This window comes from Sphingomonas beigongshangi (assembly GCF_016820445.1).
Lineage (GTDB): Bacteria > Pseudomonadota > Alphaproteobacteria > Sphingomonadales > Sphingomonadaceae > Sphingomonas > Sphingomonas beigongshangi.
This window is the reverse complement of sequence record NZ_JADHDT010000005.1, coordinates 19,169-39,017: the sequence shown is the minus strand read 5'-3', so window position 1 is coordinate 39,017 and position 19,849 is coordinate 19,169. Positions and strand designations below refer to the sequence as shown.

Below are 19,849 nucleotides of genomic sequence, written 5' to 3'. Positions count from 1 at the left end.
GTTCGGACGTGCCGTCGCCAGAAGAAGACCGTCGTCGCCTTGCCGCCATTGGGGAGGCGCTGCGCCAAGGCGTGGCCGTACCGACCGACACCTATATCACCGAAGACATCCCGCTTCTCCTCACGCTGCTGTCAAAGGTCGACCGTTTGCCGCCGGTGCGTTGCCCCCGGCGCAAGGGGGATAACGCGGATGTGCCGCAGGTCAGTGACGACGACCGCCCGAACGCTCCTTGAGCGCCGGAGCGTACGCGCGCGTTATCCCCCAAGCGGACGCCCGAATTATCCCCCGAGCGGACGCGCGCATTATCCCCCGAGCGGACGCGCGCATTATCCCCCGAGCGGACGCGCGCATTATCCCCCGAGCGGAAGCGCGCATTATCCATAGTGAATGGTTCGTGGACTTGGTCTAAGACCGCCCGATCTATGACCGACGCATCCGCTGCTCCCGGCGCCGCACAAGACTGGCGCGACACCGTCTTCCTGCCCAAGACCGACTTCCCGATGAAGGCGGGGCTGGCCGCGAAGGAACCCGCGATCCTGGAGCGCTGGCAGCGGATCGGCCTCTACGACCGGCTGCGTGAAATCCGCAAAGGCCGCGAGCTGTTCATCCTCCACGACGGCCCGCCCTACGCCAACGGCGACATCCACATGGGCCATGCGATGAACAAGGTGCTCAAGGACATCATCGTCCGCACCCAGTCGCTGATGGGCAAGGACGCGCCCTATGTGCCCGGCTGGGACTGCCACGGCCTGCCGATCGAGTGGAAGGTCGAGGAGGCCTATCGCGCCAAGAAGCAGAACAAGGACGAGGTGCCGGTCGCACAGTTCCGGGCGGAATGCCGCGCCTATGCCGATCGCTGGGTCGACGTCCAGCGCGGCCAGTTCCAGCGGCTGGGCGTCATGGGTGACTGGGCCGATCCCTATCTGACCATGAACTATGGCGCGGAAGCGGCGATCGTCGGCGAATTGCTGAAGTTCGCGGAGAGCGGCCAGCTGTACCGCGGCGCCAAGCCCGTCATGTGGTCGCCGGTCGAGAAGACCGCGCTGGCCGAGGCGGAGGTCGAGTATGAGGACATCGTCTCGACCCAGATCGACGTCGGCTTCGAGATCGACCATGCGCCGGAAGCGGACATACTGGTCGGCACGACCGCGGTGATCTGGACGACGACGCCGTGGACGATCCCCGTCAACCAGGCGCTCGCCTACAATCCGGCGCTCGACTACATCCTGTTCGCCTGCGGCGGCCGGCGGTTCCTGGTCGAGGAAAACCTGATGCCCGCGTTCATGAAGCGCACGGGCATCAAGATGGAGGAATTCGTCGCGCTGGTGAAGGGCGCGGTGCTGGAGGGGGCGACCGCGCGGCATCCGATGCACGCGCTGGGCGGCTTCTTCGCCAGGCCGCGGCCGTTCCTGGCGGGCGACTTCGTGACGCGCGAGGCAGGTACCGGCCTCGTCCACATGGCGCCGGATCACGGCGAGGACGACTTCCTGCTGTGCAAGGCGCATGGCATCGACCCCGTCTTCGCGGTCGACGGCGCCGGCTTCTACCGGCCCGACTGGGCGTGGCTGGGCGGTCAGGGCAGCGTCATCAACAAGAAGTTCGTCGGCGCGGACGGTCCGATCTGCAACGATCTGCGCGAGGTCGGGGCGTTGCTGTCCGCCTCCGACGATTTCGCGCACAGCTATCCGCATTCGTGGCGGTCGAAGGCGAAGGTGATCTTCCGCGCCACGCCGCAATGGTTCATCCCGATGGACCGCGCGATCCTGGGCGACGGACCGGACACGCCGAGCAACGGCGCGACGCTGCGCGAGACGGCGCTCGACGCGATCGAGCATACCCGCTGGGTGCCGGAGCGCAGCCGCAACCGCATCCGTTCGATGGTGGAGGGGCGGCCCGACTGGGTGATCAGCCGGCAGCGCGCCTGGGGCGTGCCGATCGCGCTCTACGTCCATCGCCAGACCGGTGAGTATCTGGTCGACCCGGCGGTGAACGCGCGCATCGTCGCGGCCTTCGAGGCGAGCGGCGCGGACGCCTGGTTCACGGCGGACCATCAGGCGCTTCTCGGCCCCGACCATGATCTGGCGGAATACGAGGTGGTCGAGGACATCCTCGACGTCTGGTTCGATTCGGGATCGACGCACGTCTTCACGGTTGAGGCGCGCTATGGCGAGGACGTGCGCGCGAATCTTTATCTCGAAGGGTCCGACCAGCATCGCGGCTGGTTCCAGTCGTCGCTGCTGGAAAGCTGCGGCACGCGCGGTCGCGCGCCCTATGACGCGGTGCTGACGCACGGATTCGCGCTCGACGACAAGGGGCGCAAGATGTCGAAGAGCCTCGGCAACGTCGTCGACCCGCTGAAGGTGATCGGCGAGAGCGGCGCCGACATCCTGCGCATGTGGGTCGCCTCGACCGACTATTTCGACGACGTACGGATCGGCAAGGAAGTGCTGGCGACCGCGTCGGACGCCTATCGCAAGCTGCGCAACACCTTCCGCTATCTGCTCGGCGCGCTCGACGGGTTCACCGATGCCGAGGCGGTGCCGGTCGCCAAGATGCCGGAGCTGGAACGCTACATCCTGACGCTGCTGGGCCAGCTCGACGCCGACCTGCGCGAGGCGGCGGAAGGCTATGAGCTCAACCGCTACATGCGTCGCCTGACCGACTTCGCCAACGAGGACCTGTCCGCCTTCTTCTTCGACATCCGCAAGGACTCGCTCTATTGCGATGCCGCAGACGATCCGAAGCGGCGTGCGTACCGCACCGTGCTCGACGTGCTCTTCCACGCGCTGGTCCGCTACGCCGCGCCGGTGCTCTGCTTCACCGCGGAAGAGGTGTGGCAGGCGCGCTTCCCGAGCGACGACCAGTCGGTGCATTTCCTGGAATGGCCGGACCTGCCCGCCGTGGCCGGTGACGAACCCCTGTCCACCGACTGGGCGGATGTCCGCGCGTTGCGCCAGACGGTGACCGAGGCGATCGAGCCTCTGCGCCGCGAAAAGACCGTGCGCTCCAGCCTGGAGGCGGAGGTGACGGTGCCTGATCTGCCACTGTCCGCCGAGGCGCTGGCCGAAACCTTCATCGTCGCCAAGGTGGCCGAGGCGGACGGCGTGTCGGTCGCGCGCACGGCCTATCACAAATGTGGGCGGTGCTGGCGGCACCTTCCGGAGGTCGGCGCGGACGGGGCGCTGTGCGACCGCTGCGCGACCGTCGTGGGAAAGGGTGCCCCCTCGCATGCGTAAGCCGCCCTTGATCGGCCTCGCCGCGGCGGGATTGCTGTTCGTCGTCGACCAGCTCACCAAGATCGGCGTCACCCACGGCCTGGGCCTCGACGCGCTGTCCGACGCGCGCGAGGTGACGCCCTTTTTCAACCTCCGCTTCGTGGCGAACCACGGCGTGTCGCTCGGCCTGCTGCATGCGGATACCGATCGGATGCGCTGGGCGCTCGTCGCGATGACCGGCGCGATCGCGGTCGCCGTGGCCATATGGATGACGCGCGAGACCCACCGTGCCGACAGGATCGCGCTGGGTGCGATCCTCGGCGGAGCGATCGGGAATATCGTCGATCGCGTCCGGCTGGGCTATGTCGTCGACTTCGCCGACCTGCATTTCGGCGACTGGCGGCCGTTCCTCGTCTTCAACGTCGCGGATGCGGCGATCACCCTTGGCGTGCTGGTGCTGCTTGTCCGCGCGCTCCTGATGCGCGACAAGCGCGACGCTGTTTCGGAGAATCCCCATGCGTAAGTTCGTTGCCGTTGCCACTGGCCTCGCCTGCGTCGCCCTTCTGTCCGGTTGCGGCAAGCGCGGCTACGACCGCGCGCGGCCCGACGAATTCGCCGTGGCGCGTCAGGCGCCGCTGGTGATCCCGCCGGATTATTCGCTGGTGCCGCCGCAGCCGGGCGCCGCGCGTCCGCAGGACAATGCCAATACCGCCCAGACGCTCGACGCACTGTTCGGCGGCAATACGCAGCGCAGCCAGGGCGAGAATGGCGTGCTGCAGCAGGCGGGCGGCGATACGGCGGATGCCGGCATCCGCTCGTCCGTCGGCGATCCCGACACGAACGTCGTCGACAAGGGCGCGACGACCCGCGACATCGTCGCCGCGCCGCAGGGCGACGGCCAGGATGCGCGCGCCGCGGCGAAGTAAGCACCTGCTGAGCCTCTCCCCTTCGGGGGAGGGTTCTGGGGGAGAGGCGCGTCTCACCGAGACCGGCGCCCGGGTCTCCCCCACCTTGCCCCACCCTCTCAAGGGGAGAGGCGTTCCACGACGATCAGAAGCTCGTCCCGATATACGCCAACACGGTCGAACCACGCCCCAGACGCTGCGCGAAGCGGTTCTGGTTGCTGATGTCGGTTCCGACATAGCTGACACCGACCTTCAGCGGCCCACCCACCGCCTCCGCCGTCGCGGACCAGTCGAAATAATCGTCGTCGCGGCTGCCCGGGATGTTGAGCGAGCCGAGCGATCCCTTCGAATAGCCCAGATGCCCCTTCAGCGTCACCGGCGTCGTCGGGATGCCGACGGACGCTTCGCCATAGGCGTAGATGTTACTGTCGTTGGTCGAGCGCACGTCGAAGCCCGACAGGCCCTTTTGCCCGTCCCAGGCATAGGCGACGCCCGCCTTGGTGGCGACCGGCCCGACCGTATAGGTGATCGAGGCATAGGGTTCGAAGAAGTCGGTCTTCTGCCCGCTGACGTGGCCAACGTAATAATAATAGAGCAGGCCGGCATCGACCCCGAACCCGCCCTTCAGCGTTTTGGTGAAACCGCCGTAGAGATCGACTTCCGCCTGGCCGTAGCCGGTCAGCGCGGGCGTGCGACCCGAGCCGTCGATCGTAGACATGAAGGTGCCGACATAGAAGCCGGACTTGTGATTGAGGTTGAGCGTCGTCTGCAACGCGGGCCCGCTGTCGGTCTGCGTGGCGCCGCGGAAGCGATAGTCGCTGATCAACGTCGTGCCGCCCGACAGCTTGAGCGCGGGCGGTGGCGCGGTCTCGTCCTGAGCGAAGGCCGGCGCGGCGCTCGCCAGCGCAAGGCCGCCGAGCAGGATCGTGGTGAAGCGCATCGTGTCCCCTTTCGAATGGAAGATCGATGTCCCCGCCTGCATGGCCCGCCGGCTCGCGTCTGTCCGCCCCAACGGGGCGCGCACGATACTCGTTCGAGCTAGCCCCTGATGCGCCATTATGGCGCGATGCACAACAATTTGTGAACGTCATGCGGCGTTTTCGTAACGCAATGTTGCTGAAAAGCCGCGCATGACGGGCAGTCGTGCCCCAAGGCGCGCGTTTCATCATGTAGAATAGGCTGGGAAAGCGGGTCGTTGCGGTGGTCCGGGAGCCGTCGTGGCAGCGGGCCCGCGATCAGGTCAGCGCGCGATAGGCCGCCAGGCCGCGTTCGAGATCGGCGATCAGGTCGCCCGGTGCCTCCAGGCCGATCTGGAGCCGTACGAGGGGGCCGGGAAAGGCGCGACGCGCCACCGAACGGATCCGCGCGACATCGACCGGGATCACGAGGCTCTCGTATCCGCCCCAGCTGTAGCCGATGCCGAACAGCGACAATGCGTCGATGAACGCGGCGCGTGCCGCCTCGTCGCCCCCGTTGAGCACGAACGAGAAGAGGCCGCTCGATCCCTTGAAGTCGCGTCGCCACAGTTCGTGGCCGGGGCAGCCAGGCAGCGCGGGATGCAGCACTTCGGCAATTTCCGGGCGCGCTTGCAGCCAGCGGGCGATCTCCAGTGCGGACTGCTGATGCCGGTCCAGCCGCACCGCCATGGTGCGCAGGCCGCGGCTGCCGAGCCAGGCGTCGTCGGGGCTCGTCACCTGCCCCAGCTGATAGCTCGTATCGCGCAGCGCGGCGTAACGCCCTTGCGCGGCGGTGACCGAGCCCATCATCACGTCGGAATGACCGACGATATATTTGGTCGCGGCGAGGATCGAATAATCGACGCCATGCGCGATTGCCGGGAAAAAGAGCGGCGTCGCCCAGGTGTTGTCAAGCAGCGTCGCGACCCCGCGCGCCCTGGCGGCCGCGACGATCGCGGGCACGTCCTGCACCTCGAACGTCAGGCTGCCCGGACTTTCCATGAAGATCGCGCGCGTGCGCTCGCCGATCATGTCCGCGATGCCGCCGCCGATCAGCGGGTCGTAGAAGCGTGTCGTGATCCCGAACCGCTTCAGCAGGCCACTCGCGAGCCCCCGCGTCGGTTCGTAGGCGCTGTCGACCAGCAGCAGCTCGTCGCCCGGCGACAGCACCGCGAGCAGCGCGGCGGCGACCGCCGCGACGCCGGACGGATAGAGGAAGGTCGCCTCCGCCCCCGGCTCCAGGCTCGTCAGGGCATCCGCGAGGCTCCATTGCGTCGGCGTGCCGCGCCGGCCGTAATAGAGGCGGTGATGCGTATCCCCGTGACCGTTGGCGCGCAGGTCGGCGATCGAATCGTAGAGGATGGTGGATGCGCGCCAGACCGGCGGGTTGACGATCCCGCCGGTCCATTCGGGGCGCCGCCCGGCCTGGACGACGCGGGTCGCATCGTCCAGCGGGCGGTCGGTATCATGCTCGTTCAAGGTCCCGTGCGGCTCCCATCGCCTTTGGTGTGGATCGGTCCGCGCCCCATTCGGACCAGCTGCCGTCATAGAGCGCCGCGTCGCGGCCGAACAGGTGCAGCCCGAACGCGAGCGTGGAGGCGGTAATGCCCGACCCGCAGGTCAGCGCGATCGGCCTGTCGATATCGACGCCCGCACCCTCGAACGCGCTTTTCAGCGCCTCGCCCTGCTTCCAGGTGCCGTCCGCGTTGAACAGACCGGTATAGGGCAGGTTGCGCGATCCCGGGATATGGCCCGCATGCGTCGCGGGGCGCGGATCGGGCTCCTCGCCGGTGAAGCGGGCCGCGGAGCGCGCGTCGACCACCTGCTCGGCCCCGGTATCGAGGTTCGCCTTCATCTGGTCGAGCGTGCGCACGCCCTTTCGATCCTGCCAGGCGGTGAAATGGCGATGCCGCAGCGTCTCCTTGCCGGTCGCGACCTCGCGACCCTCCGCCTGCCACTTGGCGAGGCCGCCATCGAGGATCGCGACGTCGTGCGCCCCGAAGGTGCGCAGCATCCACCAGGCGCGCGCCGCCGTATGCCACGGCGAAGTGTCGTAGAGGACGATGCGGCTGCCGTCGCCGAGGCCGAGGCTCTGCATGCGGCTCGCGAACTTCTCCGCGCTCGGCAACATCATGGGCAGATCGCTGTCGGTGTCGCGCAGCTCGCCGAGGTTCATGAAGACGGCGCCGGGAATGTGCGCCGCCTCATATTCTGCCGCCGGATCGCGACCGAGCGCCGCGTCGACGTAGGTCGCATCGACGATGCGCAGGTCGCTCGCCCCCAGTTCGTTGGCCAGCCATTCGGTGGTCACCAATGCGTCCATGTCTCTCTCCATCCGTTACAAACGTACAAGCGTCGGGCAGAAAACGCCTGGGGAGGAGGCCCGCGACGACATTAGTAGCCTGTGTCGCCGCTCGCGTCGAGGGATCGGAGAAAACCGTCAGCCTGGGCGCGCGTCGCCGCGCGGTCCTGGTCGCTCATCCGCGACCAGGTGCGGTACGGCATGCGCATCCGGGGATTGTCGCCGAGCCTGCCCTCGTGGCGGGCGATGAAATCCCAATACAGCGCGTTGAACGGGCAGGCGTCCGCACCGATCCGCTTCTTCACGTCGTAGCGGCAATGACCGCAATAATCGGACATGCGATCGATATAGGCCCCCGAGGACACATAGGGCTTGGTGCCGACGAGGCCGCCGTCGCCGAACTGGCTCATGCCCAGTGTATTGGGCAATTCCACCCATTCATAGGCGTCGACATAGACCTCCAGATACCAGCGATGCACCGCGGCCGGGTCGGCGCCGATCAGCAGGGCGAAATTGCCGGTGACCATCAGGCGCTGGATGTGATGCGCGTGCGCGGTGGCGAGCGTCTGGCCGATCGCCTCCCTCAGGCAATGCATGTCGGTGTCGCCCGTCCAGTACCAGCCCGGCAGCGCACGGTCGTGGCGCAGGAAATTGCGCGTCACATAGTCTGGCCCCTCGCGCCAGTAGATGCCGCGCATGAACTCGCGCCAGCCGATGATCTGGCGGATGTAGCCCTCCACCGCGTTGAGCGGCGCGCGACCGGCGCGATATTCCGCCTCCGCGCGGCGACACAGGTCGAGCGGATCGAGCAGGCCGGCGTTGATATAGGGCGACAGGATCGAGTGCCACAGATGCCGCTCTCCGGTCAGCATCGCATCCTCATAGTCGCCGAACTTCGGCAGGGCTTCCGCGAAGAAATGCGCGGCCTGCGCTTCCGCATCGGTTGCGGTGACCGCCCAGGCAAAGCCGTCGAGACTGCCCGGATGGTTGCCGAAGCGGCGCTCGACCAGCGCGATGACGTCGCGGGTGATCGCGTCGGGCCGGAACGCCAGCGCTTTCGGCACGAACAGGCGACCGCCGGGCGCAGGCTTTCGGTTTTCCTTGTCGAAATTCCACTGCCCCCCTTCCGGCTTGCCGTCCGTCATCAGCAGGCCGGTACGGCGGCGCATGTCGCGATAGAAGAATTCCATCGTCAGCTGGCTGCGTCCGTCCGCCCAGGCGGCGAAGTCGGCGTGAGTGCACAGGAACCGGTCGTCGATGCGAATGTCGACGGGCACGTCGAACCGGGTCGCCCAGCTTTCCAGCATCGCGGCGACGCGCCACTCGCCCGCTTCCGTCACGACGATCCGCGCCGCGTCGTGGCGGTCCAGCGCGCGTGCGACCTCCGCCGTGAAGCTGCCGCCGTTTTCGGGGTCGTCGAGCGCGACATAGTCGACCGTCCAGCCCGCCTCGCGGAGCGCGGCGGCGTGATGGCGCATCGCGGACAGGATGTAGGCGAGCTTCTGCTTGTGATGGCGGACGTAGCCGGTCTCCTCCGCCACCTCCATCATCAGCACCACGGTCCGTGCCGGATCGGCGCCGGCCAGCGACGAAATCTGCGGACTGAGCTGGTCGCCAAGGATCGGAACGAGCGTTTTCATTGCGGCACGAAGCTCCTACATGCGCGGCCATGACCCCGATGCATCTCGGCCAGACGAGCCACCTACCCGCCTCCCCGGAAGAGGCCATCCTGGATTATGTTCCCAATCCGCGCCCCGGCACGCTCTATTGCGTCCGCTTCGTCGCGCCCGAGTTCACCTCCCTGTGCCCCGTCACCGGCCAGCCCGACTTCGCGCACCTGGTCATCGACTATGCGCCGGACGCGACGATCGTCGAATCGAAATCGCTCAAGCTGTTCCTGGGATCGTTCCGCAACCACGCCGCCTTCCACGAGGACTGCACCGTCGGCATCGGCCAGCGCCTGTTCGACGAGATGAAGCCGACATGGCTGCGCATCGGTGGCTATTGGTATCCGCGCGGCGGCATCCCCATCGACGTCTTCTGGCAGAGCGGCCAGCCGCCGGCCGCGCTCTGGCTCCCCGACCAAGGTGTCGCGCCTTATCGCGGAAGGGGTTGATCTGCCTCAACATTGTAGCTGCCGCTGCATTGCAGCAATACTGCAACCTTTGCCCCCCTCGCGTGTTCAGCTTTTCGTAAGGTTCTCGGCCGGTCCGGGAGCCTTTCTGCGGTAGCGAAGGGTTTGGCATGGCGGGCAACGCGGCGACGGGCGATATCAAGCATCTGGCGATGATCGGCAATTTCCTGCCGCGCCAATGTGGCCTGGCAACGTTCACGACCGACGTGTGGCAAGCGATGCATGATCGTTTTCCGGACGTACAGGTCGACGTCTATGCGATGGACGATCACCCCGGCCGCTACGCCTATCCCCCCGCCGTCACTGGCGCGATCCCGCAGAACGAGCTTTCCTCCTATATCGACACCGCCCGCCGCATCGAAACGAGCGGTGCGCAGGCGATCTGGGTGCAGCACGAATATGGCATCTACGGCGGGCCGGCGGGCGAGCACCTGCTCTCGCTGCTCGATCGCACCACCCTGCCCGTCATCGCGACGCTGCATACCGTGCTGGAGAAGCCCAACGCCGACGAGCGGCGTGTCATGGAGGGGCTGCTGCGCCGCTCCGCCAAGGTCGTCGTCATGGCCGAACGCGGGCGCGAAATCGTGCGTCGCGTCTATGGCGCCAATCCGCGCCAGATCGCCATGATCCCGCACGGCGTGCCCGACCGCGCCTTCGTCGATCCCGATCAGCTCAAGCCGCGGTTTGGCTGGGAAGGCCGCGAGGTCGTGCTGACCTTTGGCCTGCTCGCGCCGAACAAGGGCATCGAGACGATGATCGAGGCACTGCCCGCCGTCGCCGAGAAGCATCCCGATCTACTCTACGTCGTGCTGGGCGCCACGCACCCAAACCTCGTCGCGCATGAGGGCGAGGCGTATCGCGATCGCCTGAAGGCCCTGGCCGCCGACCTGGGGATCAGCAAGAACGTCGCCTTCATCGACGGGTTCGTCGAGCACGACGAACTGATCGAGTATCTGCAGGCGGCCGATATCTATGCGACGCCGTACCTGAACCCGGCGCAGATCACGAGCGGCACGCTGTCCTACGCGGTCGGGGTCGGCAAGGCCGTTATCTCGACACCCTACGTCCATGCCACGGAGATTCTGGCCGACGGCCATGGCATCCTGGTCGATTTCCGCGACGTCGCCGCCTTCTCGCGCGAGATCGAGCGGCTGCTGGCCAACAGCCGCGATCGCATGCGTCTGGCACGGCGTGCCTATGACCGGGGGCGGACGATGATCTGGCCGCGCCTCGCCGAGGCGACGCTTGCGCAGGTGGAGGCATCGGTCGCCGCCCACCCTCGCAAGCTCAACCAGGCGCAGCCCAAGGTTCGTCCGCTCGCGCCGAACTTCGCGGCGGTCGAGCGGATGAGTGACGCCACGGGCATGCTCCAGCACTCGATCTATTCGGTGCCCGACCGCCGCCACGGATATTGCATCGACGACAATGCGCGCGCGCTGATGCTGATGAGCGCGATCGACGACATCGATCCCGTGACGCGTGACAAGTGGACGACGGTCTATGCCTCGTTCCTGCAATATGCCTGGAACCCCGAGGCACGCCGCTTCCGCAACTTCATGAACTTCGACCGCACGTGGTGCGAGGACGTGGGCAGTGAGGATTCGAACGGCCGCACCGTCTGGGCGCTGGGGGTCACCGCGCGCGATGCCCGCGAGCCGAAGCACCGCGACTGGGCGAAGGCCATGTTCGACGCGACCGCCAGCTGCGCGCTCGACCTCGGCTCGCTGCGGGCGCAGTCGTTCGCGATGCTGGGCGCGGCGGCGATGCTAGAGGCCTCGCCGGGCCACGAACTGGCGCGGACCATCCTGGAACGTTTCCCCGATGATCAGCTCGCGCTGCTCGAAGAGGCCCGCCGTCCGGAATGGCAGTGGTTCGAGATCGTGCTCGCCTACGACAATGCGCGACTGCCGCAGGGTCTGATCCAGGCCGGCATGGCGCTGGGCCGGCAGGAGCTGGTCGCGTGCGGACTGGAGACGCTCGACTGGATCGTGGCGAAGCAGACCTCGCCCGAGGGGCGCTTCCGCGCCGTCGGCACCGAGAGCTTCCACCGTCCTTACGCGGAACCGCTGCAGTTCGATCAGCAGCCGCTGGAGGCGCAGGCTACCGTCGACGCCTGTGCCACCGCCTATGCGGCGACGGGCGACGGGCGCTGGCTGGTCGAGGCCGAGCGCGCCTATGCCTGGTATCTCGGGCAGAACGACCTCGACCTGCCGCTGGCGACGAGCGCCGATGGCGGCTGCTTCGACGGGCTGATGCCGACGGGTCTCAATCGCAACCAGGGCGCCGAGTCCATTTTGGCGCTGCAACTGGCGAATTGTGCGATTTCGGCTCTTGGAAAGTCTGCCCAAGGCGTGGCAGGGACCGGCCGCGTCGTCGCGTGATCGATCCTGCGGCGACGGCCTGTAACGACCGGTGAGGCTGTACCCCGCGATGGAGTTGTTCAACCACGAGCTGCGGCTGCACGCGGATCCCTCGCGCGTCGTCGTGCGTCCCTTCCACATCGCCTGGGGCGGCAAGGGCGGTGCGCCGAACCGGACCGAGCGTCTGGTCGGCGAAGTGCTGAAGATGACGCCGCAGCAGGCGCGCGACGAACTCGAGGTCGTGCTGAAGGATTTCGAGGCGCGCCACTGGCAGACGCGGCGCGTGTTCATGACGCGCTACGACGAGATCGCGGACCTGCTCGGTCTCGACGGCAGCGAGATCGGCGACGAGAAGCGCCAGCTGATCGGTGCCTATTTCTGCCACGAATACAGCTATGCCGCTGCGGCGCTGATGAACCCCAGCGCCGTGCCGCATTTCGACCAGTCGGGCATGCCGGCCGGGTCGATGCGCATCCTCATGTCGCTGCGTTCCGTCGGCGAGGGGCACATCAGTTCGGTCGCCTTTCGCGAAGGCATCATCACCGACCAGAATCAGCTGAAGCTGGCGCCCGAACCGCCCTTCGCCACCGCCGCGGACGTCGCGGAAGCGATGGAAGACGAAATGCCGGAAGGCCCCGTCACCGTCTACCGCCATCGCGACTCGACGCTGTCTGGCACGGTGATCTTCCCGATCACCAGCGCGCAGTCGAAGGGGCTGGAGGATCTGCGCATCGTGCATTTCCAGCACGACGACGGCAGCTTCGAGTGGATCGGCACCTACACCGCCTATAACGGATCGGTGATCCAGTCCGAGCTGATGCGCACGCGAGATTTTCGTGCGTTCGACCTGGTGCCGATGTCCGGCCCGGCGGCGCGCAACAAGGGCATGGCGCTCTTCCCGCGCAAGGTCGGCGGCCAGTATATGATGATCGGACGGCAGGACGGTGAAAACCTGTTCCTGCTCAAGTCGGACAGTCTCGAGCATTGGGACGAGGGCGAGAAGATCCTGACGCCCGTCTATCCCTGGGAATTGGTGCAGATCGGCAATTGCGGGCCGCCGATCGAGCTCGACGAGGGCTGGCTGCTGCTGACGCACGGTGTCGGCGCGATGCGCAAATATTCGATCGGCGCGGTCCTGCTCGACAAGGACGATCCCGCCAAGGTGATCGGCCGCACCGTCGAACCCCTCCTGGCGGCGAAGGATCAGGATCGGGAGGGCTATGTGCCCAACGTCGTCTACTCGTGCGGCGCGATCCGCCACGGCGACACGTTGTTCCTGCCCTATGGCATCGCCGACAGCTCCGTCGGCTTTGCGTTCGTCAAGATCACGGAGATGCTCGCCGCCATGGCGTGATCGCGCCGGCGTGTCGGACCAGGTGACCAGGCGCGGATGCCGTGTGCCTGACTCGCGCCCCGACACCGGCGCCGCGCATCAGGCGCCCAATATCATCCTAGCGCGCGCGCAATCCGCGTCCATCTGGCGGACGAGCGCGTCGAGATCGTCGAATTTTGCCTCTGGCCGAAGATAGTCCACGAGCGCGACCTCGATCGTCTGGCCATACAGGTCGCCCGCGAAGTCGAAGAAATGGGGCTCGAGCAGTTCCTTCGGCGGATCGAACGTGGGGCGGATGCCAAGGTTCGCCGCGCCCTTCAGCATGGTTCCGTCCTGCAGTCGTCCCGTCACCGCATAGATGCCGTAGGCCGGCCGCAGATATTTGCCCATGTCCAGGTTTGCGGTCGGATAGCCGATCGTCCGGCCAAGTTTGTCGCCGTGCTGGACGACACCCTCGATCGCGAACGGCCGGGTAAGCAGCCGCGCCGCGCCGCGCATGTCGCCCGCGCGGAGTGCCTCGCGGATGCGGCTGGACGAGACCGCGGTGCCCTCCAGCATGACGGGCGCGACGGTCTCGGCGGCGAATCCCAAGGCGTCACCGAAGATCGCGAGATCGGCCACGGTGCCGCGCTTGCCCTTGCCGAAGGTGAAATCCTCGCCCGTGACGACGCCCTTGACCCGAAGCAGGTCGAACAGGCGCAGCATGACGAAGTCCTCGGCCGACAGCGACGCGAGCGCGGCGTCGAAATGGAAGACGATCATCGCATCCACACCGGCGGCCGCGAACAGCCGCTCGCGCTGGTCGAGCGTGGTCAGCCTGAACGGCGGCGTCTCGGGGCGGAAGTGCCGTACGGGATGCGGATCGAACGTCGCGACCAGCGCCGGGCGGCCCTCTGCCCGAGCGCGCGCGACGGCCCGGCCGACAACCGCCTGGTGACCGAGGTGAAATCCGTCGAAATTGCCGAGCGCGACGATGCCGCCGGCCAGATGCGGCGGAATGGCCGAGCCGCCGTCAAGCCGCTCCATGACGGCGCGTCCTAGGGGAGGACGGCGGGCGACTCAATGCCCGGCGGCGCCCCGCGGCGACCGAACGTCGGACGGGAAAGGCGCGGCCTCATTCCCGCGCCAGCGTCACGAAACTATAGGCCGGCCGTCCCTCCGACGCGGGATGATCCTCGCGCGCCACCTCATGGAAACCGGTGAAGGGGGGCACCACGGCGTCCCCCTCGAAGTTGCCATGCACCTCCGTCAGCGCGATGCGATCGGGCGTGAACAGCGCGAATATCTCCGCGCCGCCGATCACGGCGATGTCACCCTCGCCCGCCAGCGCGAGCGCCTCCTGCGTGCCGTGCGCCACCTCGGCGCCAGGCCGTGCCCAGCGGCGATCACGCGTCAACACGATGTGCCGCCGGCCTGGCAGCGGCGCCGGAAAGCTCTCGAACGTCTTGCGGCCCATGATCATCGGCTTGCCCATCGTCATCGCCTTGAAATGCCGGAGGTCGGCCGGAAGGTGCCAGGGCAGCTGGCCATCGCGGCCGATGACGCCATTGGCGGCGCGGGCGAGCACGAACAGGATCGTCATGACGTCGCCCCGCACAGCACCGGCCCCGCGACTAGCGATGCCGCGGCGTCGATCGCGCTGTTGCTCATGTTGTTTCTGTGGCCTCCATGGATCCGACCAACCGTCGTGAACGGCTAGACGGCGACATCGCCGTGGATCGGCGGGTGGGGGGAATAACCGTCGACCGCGAAATCGGCGAACCGGTATCCATCGATCGATCCGGGATTGCGCAGGAGCCGCATCGTGGGGAATTCCCTCGGCTCCCGTCCCAGTTGCGCGCGCACCTGATCCTGATGGTTGAGGTAGACGTGCACATCGCCGCCCACCCAGACCAGCTCGCCGGGGGTCAGGCCGGCCTGCTGCGCGAGCATGTGGACCAGCGCCGCCGCGCCGAAGAAGTTGAACGCGGCCCCCAGGAACAGATCGCACGACCGCTGGAAGAGGAGACAGTTGAGCTCGCCGCGCGAGGTGACGTGAAATTGATAGACCATGTGGCATGGCGGCAGCGCCATCTGGTCGAGCTCGCCGACGTTCCAGGCGTGGAACAGCATGCGGCGGCTGGACGGATTCGTCTTCAGCGTCTCGACCAGGTCGCCGATCTGATCGTGCTCCCTGCCCGACCCGTCGAGCCATCGCCGCCACTGCTTGCCATATACCGGCCCGAGGTCGCCCCATGCGTGCGCGAACGCGTCATCGGCGAGTATCCGCTCCTCGAATTCGGCTTGCGTGATCGACGCGCCGGTCTCTCGTCGATAGCGCGCCAGCGGCCAATCGCTCCAGATACGGACGTTCTCGCGGAGCAGATCCTGTATGTTGGTCCCGCCGGTCAGGAACCAGAGCATCTCCTTCAGCGCGGTCTTCCAATAGACGCGCTTGGTCGTGAGGATGGGTACCTGGCCCCCGCTCAGGTCGAACCGGATGAGCGCGCCGAAGAGCGACCTGGTCCCCACCCCCGTGCGGTCCATGCGTTCGTCTCCCTTGGCGAGGACGTGATCCAGTAGAGCAAGATACTGGCTCTCCGCGTGATTCATCCACAACACTCCACCACCGACACTTGTCCCGCCAGGCTCGCCCGTGAAAGGCCGCCGGCCGGAGCTCGGGAGCGACCGTCCGCCAGTGCCCTGCTGCCGAGGATGGCCGCCTGACCCAGCCGGGCGCGCGACCATAGCCGGTCCTGCCGCGCCACGCACCCGTTTCCCGCTCGCGTTTCCGCGCGGCACGACGCACGCCACGGCTACCCACATCGATCGTCCCGTACGAAGCCGTCCCGTCAGCGGCATGCACGCGGGAATTCCGCGAACGCGAAGCTCGGGTAGATCCTAGCCACGGTCCTTGTCGCAACCGCAGCACGCACCATCCGCCGTGACGGTTTCCACCGAAGCGGACACACTTCGCCGTGCAGGGATCGGGATCGCGCGTCAGGGTGAACCGTGCATCCCGCCCCCGTCCTGCCCCGCATCGCCGATGTCTCGAGTGCAGCCGCGCTATTCGCCGATCTGCGCCACGCCCCGGCGGAGCGCGCGGCGGTCGCGCTACTCGATCCGGAATGGAGGCTTCTCGCCATGCTCGATTTCGAGGGCCGCAGGGGCTCGGTATCGCCGTCGCTGCGCGACATCGTTCGCGCCGCCTTGGTGCAGGATGCCGCCGCACTGATCCTGGCCCACAACCATCCCAGCGGTCTCCCGACGCCGAGCGCTGCAGATCTCACCTTCACGCGTGCCCTTGCCCGCGTCGCGCAGCCCCTTGGCCTGGTGCTCGCCGATCATCTAATCCTGACCGGCTTGACGACGGTCAGCTTTCGCGATCTGGGTATCCTGTAACGGCGTGGCCCACCGCAGCGGCGTGCGTGCGGGACGGCATGCCGCCCCGGCTCATAACCACCTGCCGATCATTTTCCCCCGCCCAGGACGGACACGGCGACGGATACCGCTGCGCCGGTCTTCGCGGCATTGGCGGCGGCTTCCGCAGCGGCTGCCGCGCGCGCCTGCTCCGCCTGGAGAAACGCGGCCAATGCCTGACCGTCAGAAGACGTCGGATCGATGCCGCCGCTGCCCGCGCGTTTCGCCTCGGTGACGATGCCGCGCCTGTCCTCGGCAGCGTCGCGTTCGGCGGCCAAGCGCTGCTCCGGAGACAGATCACGGCGTTCGGTTGTGAAACTGTCGGCCCGGGTCTCGATCACCGTCTTGCAGGACGGAGCGACCGTATTCCTCGCACCTTGCGGATCGCAGCGGTCATGGCCGGCGATACGCGCCACGGACAGCGCGCGACTGTCACCGGCCTGTGCCAGCGGCGGTCCGGCCTGTGTGCCAAGGTCGCGCTGCGCTGCCGATGGCGTCGAGGCGATCGCTCGGTCGGCCGATCCGATCTGCGCGACCGCCGGCGCCCGCACCGGCGGGTCGAGCCGCATATCCGCGACGGGGTCGGGGCGCTGCCCCTCGTTGACCTGCGCGATCCCGACCGCATCGGCGCCGGCGGGCGCATACGGGGGGCCGCCACCCAGCAGCGCGTCGACGCGCTGACAGGTCGCCGCGGTCGGCATGATCGCCGGGAATATCAGGACGAGCGCGAGCGCCAATCGCCACAGGTGACCGATCCACGACGGAGCGTCGTCGGCATCGCACGGACGGCCCGTCACCGGCGGGCCATCATTGGCGGATCGTCGCGGACGCGCCGCCGGATTGCACGACCTTGATATCCATCGCATTGTTCCCCTGTTGCTGCCAATCGAGGGTATTGCGATTGCCGCTTTGCGCCGCGGTCATCACATTGTCGTTGCCGACCTGGACGAGCTTGGCGACGTTGGACGCACCGGACTGATCGAGCGTGATGACGTTGCGCGCGCCGATCTGGCTGAGCGCTGCGATATTGTTGCCGCCCGCGCCCAATTGGCGCGCAGCCGCCAGATTGTCATTGCCCCGCTGCTGAACCACGAGATCCTGTTCGCCCGGCCCGCCCTGCCAGGCGAGCGCGGTATTCGCCCGACCCGACTGATCGATCAGCGCCACCGCGCTGCCGGCGCCGGTGGTCGTCACCGCGGCGACGTTGCCGGTCCCGGCTTGATGGACCACGGTCTGGCTGCTCGCCGCGTTCTGCGTCACCTTTGCGCTCTGCACGTCGCCCACCTGCGCGATAAAGGCGCTGGACGACGCGCCGATCGGGTCGGCAAGCTGTTGCGCCGAAGCACCGCCGCAGGCGACACAGGTCGCGAGGACGGCGAGCATGGTTAGTCGGACACCATTCATTTGCCTGATCCTTCTACTCCCGTCCGTCAACGCGGAAGGCAAAAGACCGGGACGTGGGCGGGGATTGCGACGAAGCCGTCGAACCCCCGCCATCCTGTCCGGTTACTTCTGGGTGACCGAAGCGACGTTGCCGTATCCGCTCTGGGCGAGCACCGAATAGTTGTTCCAGCCGATCTGGAAGATATTGGCCTTGTTGTAATCGCCGGTCTCGGTGACGACCGACGCGTTCGACGTGTCGCCGTTCGAGATGATCGCGCTGTTCCCGGTGCCGCCCTGCGTCAGCAGCGAATAGGCATTGGTCGAACCCGGCGAGAAGGTGACGTTGGCGTAGTTGCTGGTGCCAAGCTGCTGGACGGAGCTCTTACCGTTCGTGCCCGACTGGAGGACTACGGCGCGGTTCGCGCTGCTGCCGCCGGCGCCAACGCCCTGCGAGATCTGCGAATAGTTGGTCGCACCGCTCTGCTCGACCTGAACGGACTCGAGCGAACCCTGCTGCGCGACCAGCGAGATCGCGTTGTCGGTGCTCTGCAGCAGGGTGGCGTTGTTCGCATTGCCGACCTGCTCGATGTACGAGACGTTGCTGGGGAAGCCGCTCTGCGCGGCGGCCGGCGCGGCGAAGGCGAGGACGGAGGCCGAAGCCAAAACGAGAATCTTCATGGTTGTCATTCCTTAAGGTGTGAGATGATAACCATGCGGCCCCGCCGGCACGCCGGCGCGGTGCATGATCGTTGTTTCCATGGCAACGCTCCTTCACGACGGGGTTGCCGCCCCGTCGTGAAGACCCCCATTTCGTACAATCGCCGCGGGGGGGACGGCCGTACGACCGGCATCTCTCCATCCGGGAGGACGCCGGCCGACGTTCCTTATGGCGACCCCTTCTTGTTGCCGGCGTCCGGGCCGTCGTCGCCCTTCAACCGGTCACGTGTCGCCAAAACCTTGAGCGGCGGCGCCGAATTTGCCGCTTTCATCGCGGTCTCGACCTTATCGGGCGCGAACTTGCCGTCGCGCTCCGCCTTATAGGCCTCGAGAAGCGGCGCGCCCGCCTCCGGGGCCTTGAACGCCCACAGCTTCAGGTCGACGCCTTCGAGGACCAGGCCGTAGACCGCTTTCTCGATCGCCTGACGCAGGGCGAGCTGGTCCGGCTCGTTGGTCGTGATCCCCATCTCCGCCTCGAGCAGTTCCTTGAACGCGACGTAGCGGAACGTGCTCGCGTTCAGGGACCGCGAGGCGATCGTCTTGGAGGCGGTTACCGTCGTCAGCACCTCCCCCGTCCGAACCGATACCGCGCGCAGATACACGGTCACCGTGTCCTGCCGATATTGCGTGCTCGCGCCCAGGCCCAGGAACGCCGCCCCCGCACCGCCGGTGACGGTGTTGGTGTCGTAGCCGATGACGCCGCCCTCGAGCAGCACGCCGGCGAACAGCAGCGACGGCAGCGCCTGGGCATTGACGTTCGCCTCCCCCAGATAGCGCTCCCGCATCTCGCGGATCACCTGCCGCTCGTTGAGCAGGTTCTTGAACTGCTCGCGTTCCACGACGGTGAACCACTGGCGGTTGCCCGCATCCTGGAGCGCCTTGACCAGGATCGATCCGGCGCCCTGGGTGACCGCGCGGGACAGGGTCTGCCCCTGTTCGCTCGGCTTGAACTGCCCGGTCTGGTCGCCGAAGCCATAGACCGCGACCGACAGCGGCCGCGCAGGCGGCGGCAGCTGGTTCAGCCGCACTTCCGTCGGCGTCTTCGCCGGGATGAAGGCGGCCGTGCTGAAGCGCGAAGGGCCGACGTTATAGGCCGCGCAACCCGACAGACCGACGGATGCGAGAAGGGCGAGAGCGGTCCGCAT

Annotated in this window: 19 protein-coding genes; 8 read left to right on the top strand and 11 right to left on the bottom strand. The window is 67.2% G+C overall.

The window, feature by feature from the left end; all coding sequences use genetic code 11:
* Nucleotides 1–8: 8 nt before the first annotated feature.
* The 4 genes from IQ292_RS09715 (at nt 9) to IQ292_RS09700 (ending at nt 4,141) form a co-directional block, all read left to right on the top strand.
* The gene (locus IQ292_RS09715; protein ID WP_203310129.1) at nt 9–233 is read left to right on the top strand and encodes a hypothetical protein; all 225 of its coding nucleotides are present in this window, start codon (nt 9–11) and stop codon (nt 231–233) included.
* Nucleotides 234–422: 189 nt separating this feature from the next.
* The gene (gene ileS / locus IQ292_RS09710; protein ID WP_203310128.1) at nt 423–3,236 is read left to right on the top strand and encodes an isoleucine--tRNA ligase; all 2,814 of its coding nucleotides are present in this window, start codon (nt 423–425) and stop codon (nt 3,234–3,236) included.
* Nucleotides 3,229–3,738, top strand: coding sequence for a signal peptidase II (gene lspA / locus IQ292_RS09705; protein WP_203310127.1), 510 nt, complete (start codon nt 3,229–3,231; stop codon nt 3,736–3,738). Before ileS ends, lspA begins: the two co-directional genes overlap by 8 nt.
* Nucleotides 3,731–4,141, top strand: coding sequence for a DUF3035 domain-containing protein (locus IQ292_RS09700; protein ID WP_203310126.1), 411 nt, complete (start codon nt 3,731–3,733; stop codon nt 4,139–4,141). Before lspA ends, IQ292_RS09700 begins: the two co-directional genes overlap by 8 nt.
* A 124-nt stretch (nt 4,142–4,265) precedes the next feature.
* Here IQ292_RS09700 and IQ292_RS09695 read toward each other — a convergent pair whose 3' ends face one another.
* The 4 genes from IQ292_RS09695 to IQ292_RS09680 all read right to left on the bottom strand — a co-directional run bounded on the left by IQ292_RS09695 (nt 4,266) and on the right by IQ292_RS09680 (nt 9,018).
* A complete protein-coding gene (locus IQ292_RS09695; RefSeq protein WP_203310125.1) occupies nt 4,266–5,060 on the bottom strand; it encodes a TorF family putative porin in 795 nt (264 codons plus the stop codon).
* Between the two features lie 295 nt (nt 5,061–5,355).
* Nucleotides 5,356–6,555 (bottom strand): cystathionine beta-lyase, encoded by a 1,200-nt coding sequence (gene metC, locus IQ292_RS09690; RefSeq protein ID WP_238940973.1) that lies wholly within the window; start codon nt 6,553–6,555, stop codon nt 5,356–5,358.
* The gene (sseA, locus tag IQ292_RS09685) at nt 6,542–7,399 is read right to left on the bottom strand and encodes a 3-mercaptopyruvate sulfurtransferase (protein ID WP_203310123.1); all 858 of its coding nucleotides are present in this window, start codon (nt 7,397–7,399) and stop codon (nt 6,542–6,544) included. The genes metC and sseA overlap by 14 nt, the downstream gene beginning before the upstream one ends.
* A 71-nt stretch (nt 7,400–7,470) precedes the next feature.
* Complete coding sequence (locus IQ292_RS09680; RefSeq protein ID WP_203310122.1) at nt 7,471–9,018, bottom strand: cryptochrome/photolyase family protein; 1,548 nt, start codon at nt 9,016–9,018, stop codon at nt 7,471–7,473.
* A 29-nt stretch (nt 9,019–9,047) separates the two neighbouring features.
* Here IQ292_RS09680 and queF point away from each other — a divergent pair, with 29 nt between their 5' ends.
* The 3 genes from queF to IQ292_RS09665 all read left to right on the top strand — a co-directional run bounded on the left by queF (nt 9,048) and on the right by IQ292_RS09665 (nt 13,226).
* Nucleotides 9,048–9,494 (top strand): preQ(1) synthase, encoded by a 447-nt coding sequence (gene queF, locus IQ292_RS09675; RefSeq protein ID WP_203310121.1) that lies wholly within the window; start codon nt 9,048–9,050, stop codon nt 9,492–9,494.
* A gap of 128 nt (nt 9,495–9,622) precedes the next feature.
* A complete protein-coding gene (locus IQ292_RS09670; RefSeq protein WP_203310120.1) occupies nt 9,623–11,893 on the top strand; it encodes a glycosyltransferase family 4 protein in 2,271 nt (756 codons plus the stop codon).
* A gap of 49 nt (nt 11,894–11,942) precedes the next feature.
* Complete coding sequence (locus tag IQ292_RS09665) at nt 11,943–13,226, top strand: glycoside hydrolase family 130 protein (protein ID WP_203310418.1); 1,284 nt, start codon at nt 11,943–11,945, stop codon at nt 13,224–13,226.
* Nucleotides 13,227–13,304: 78 nt separating this feature from the next.
* On the opposite strand, the gene IQ292_RS09660 is transcribed toward IQ292_RS09665, so the two are convergent.
* From IQ292_RS09660 to thyA, 3 genes are all read right to left on the bottom strand, one after another.
* Nucleotides 13,305–14,231, bottom strand: coding sequence for a bifunctional riboflavin kinase/FAD synthetase (locus IQ292_RS09660; protein WP_203310119.1), 927 nt, complete (start codon nt 14,229–14,231; stop codon nt 13,305–13,307).
* Between the two features lie 88 nt (nt 14,232–14,319).
* Nucleotides 14,320–14,787 (bottom strand): dihydrofolate reductase, encoded by a 468-nt coding sequence (locus IQ292_RS09655; RefSeq protein ID WP_203310118.1) that lies wholly within the window; start codon nt 14,785–14,787, stop codon nt 14,320–14,322.
* A 113-nt stretch (nt 14,788–14,900) separates the two neighbouring features.
* Complete coding sequence (gene thyA, locus IQ292_RS09650) at nt 14,901–15,797, bottom strand: thymidylate synthase (RefSeq protein ID WP_203310117.1); 897 nt, start codon at nt 15,795–15,797, stop codon at nt 14,901–14,903.
* 399 nt (nt 15,798–16,196) lie between these two features.
* Between thyA and IQ292_RS09645 the strand changes: the two genes are divergently transcribed.
* Complete coding sequence (locus tag IQ292_RS09645) at nt 16,197–16,586, top strand: JAB domain-containing protein (RefSeq protein WP_203310116.1); 390 nt, start codon at nt 16,197–16,199, stop codon at nt 16,584–16,586.
* 68 nt (nt 16,587–16,654) lie between these two features.
* On the opposite strand, the gene IQ292_RS09640 is transcribed toward IQ292_RS09645, so the two are convergent.
* From IQ292_RS09640 to IQ292_RS09625, 4 genes are all read right to left on the bottom strand, one after another.
* Nucleotides 16,655–17,401 (bottom strand): hypothetical protein, encoded by a 747-nt coding sequence (locus tag IQ292_RS09640; protein ID WP_203310115.1) that lies wholly within the window; start codon nt 17,399–17,401, stop codon nt 16,655–16,657.
* A gap of 10 nt (nt 17,402–17,411) precedes the next feature.
* The gene (locus IQ292_RS09635; RefSeq protein ID WP_203310114.1) at nt 17,412–18,008 is read right to left on the bottom strand and encodes a hypothetical protein; all 597 of its coding nucleotides are present in this window, start codon (nt 18,006–18,008) and stop codon (nt 17,412–17,414) included.
* A 102-nt stretch (nt 18,009–18,110) separates the two neighbouring features.
* Nucleotides 18,111–18,665: a hypothetical protein gene (locus IQ292_RS09630; protein WP_203310113.1), complete on the bottom strand. Its 555-nt coding sequence runs from the start codon at nt 18,663–18,665 to the stop codon at nt 18,111–18,113.
* 206 nt (nt 18,666–18,871) lie between these two features.
* Nucleotides 18,872–19,849, bottom strand: a complete 978-nt coding sequence (locus tag IQ292_RS09625) for a CsgG/HfaB family protein (RefSeq protein ID WP_203310112.1) — start codon at nt 19,847–19,849, stop codon at nt 18,872–18,874.

What these genes read in the sequence shown, in the direction of transcription:
- ileS (WP_203310128.1), top strand. Translation starts at nt 423, where the DNA reads ATGACCGACGCATCCGCTGCTCCCGGCGCCGCACAAGACTGGCGCGAC.
- lspA (WP_203310127.1), top strand. Translation starts at nt 3,229, where the DNA reads ATGCGTAAGCCGCCCTTGATCGGCCTCGCCGCGGCGGGATTGCTGTTC.
- IQ292_RS09700 (WP_203310126.1), top strand. Translation starts at nt 3,731, where the DNA reads ATGCGTAAGTTCGTTGCCGTTGCCACTGGCCTCGCCTGCGTCGCCCTT.
- IQ292_RS09695 (WP_203310125.1), bottom strand. Translation starts at nt 5,060, where the DNA reads ATGCGCTTCACCACGATCCTGCTCGGCGGCCTTGCGCTGGCGAGCGCC.
- sseA (WP_203310123.1), bottom strand. Translation starts at nt 7,399, where the DNA reads ATGGACGCATTGGTGACCACCGAATGGCTGGCCAACGAACTGGGGGCG.
- IQ292_RS09680 (WP_203310122.1), bottom strand. Translation starts at nt 9,018, where the DNA reads ATGAAAACGCTCGTTCCGATCCTTGGCGACCAGCTCAGTCCGCAGATT.
- queF (WP_203310121.1), top strand. Translation starts at nt 9,048, where the DNA reads ATGACCCCGATGCATCTCGGCCAGACGAGCCACCTACCCGCCTCCCCG.
- IQ292_RS09670 (WP_203310120.1), top strand. Translation starts at nt 9,623, where the DNA reads ATGGCGGGCAACGCGGCGACGGGCGATATCAAGCATCTGGCGATGATC.
- IQ292_RS09665 (WP_203310418.1), top strand. Translation starts at nt 11,943, where the DNA reads ATGGAGTTGTTCAACCACGAGCTGCGGCTGCACGCGGATCCCTCGCGC.
- IQ292_RS09660 (WP_203310119.1), bottom strand. Translation starts at nt 14,231, where the DNA reads ATGGAGCGGCTTGACGGCGGCTCGGCCATTCCGCCGCATCTGGCCGGC.
- IQ292_RS09655 (WP_203310118.1), bottom strand. Translation starts at nt 14,787, where the DNA reads ATGACGATCCTGTTCGTGCTCGCCCGCGCCGCCAATGGCGTCATCGGC.
- thyA (WP_203310117.1), bottom strand. Translation starts at nt 15,797, where the DNA reads ATGAATCACGCGGAGAGCCAGTATCTTGCTCTACTGGATCACGTCCTC.
- IQ292_RS09635 (WP_203310114.1), bottom strand. Translation starts at nt 18,008, where the DNA reads ATGAATGGTGTCCGACTAACCATGCTCGCCGTCCTCGCGACCTGTGTC.
- IQ292_RS09630 (WP_203310113.1), bottom strand. Translation starts at nt 18,665, where the DNA reads ATGAAGATTCTCGTTTTGGCTTCGGCCTCCGTCCTCGCCTTCGCCGCG.
- IQ292_RS09625 (WP_203310112.1), bottom strand. Translation starts at nt 19,849, where the DNA reads ATGCGGACCGCTCTCGCCCTTCTCGCATCCGTCGGTCTGTCGGGTTGC.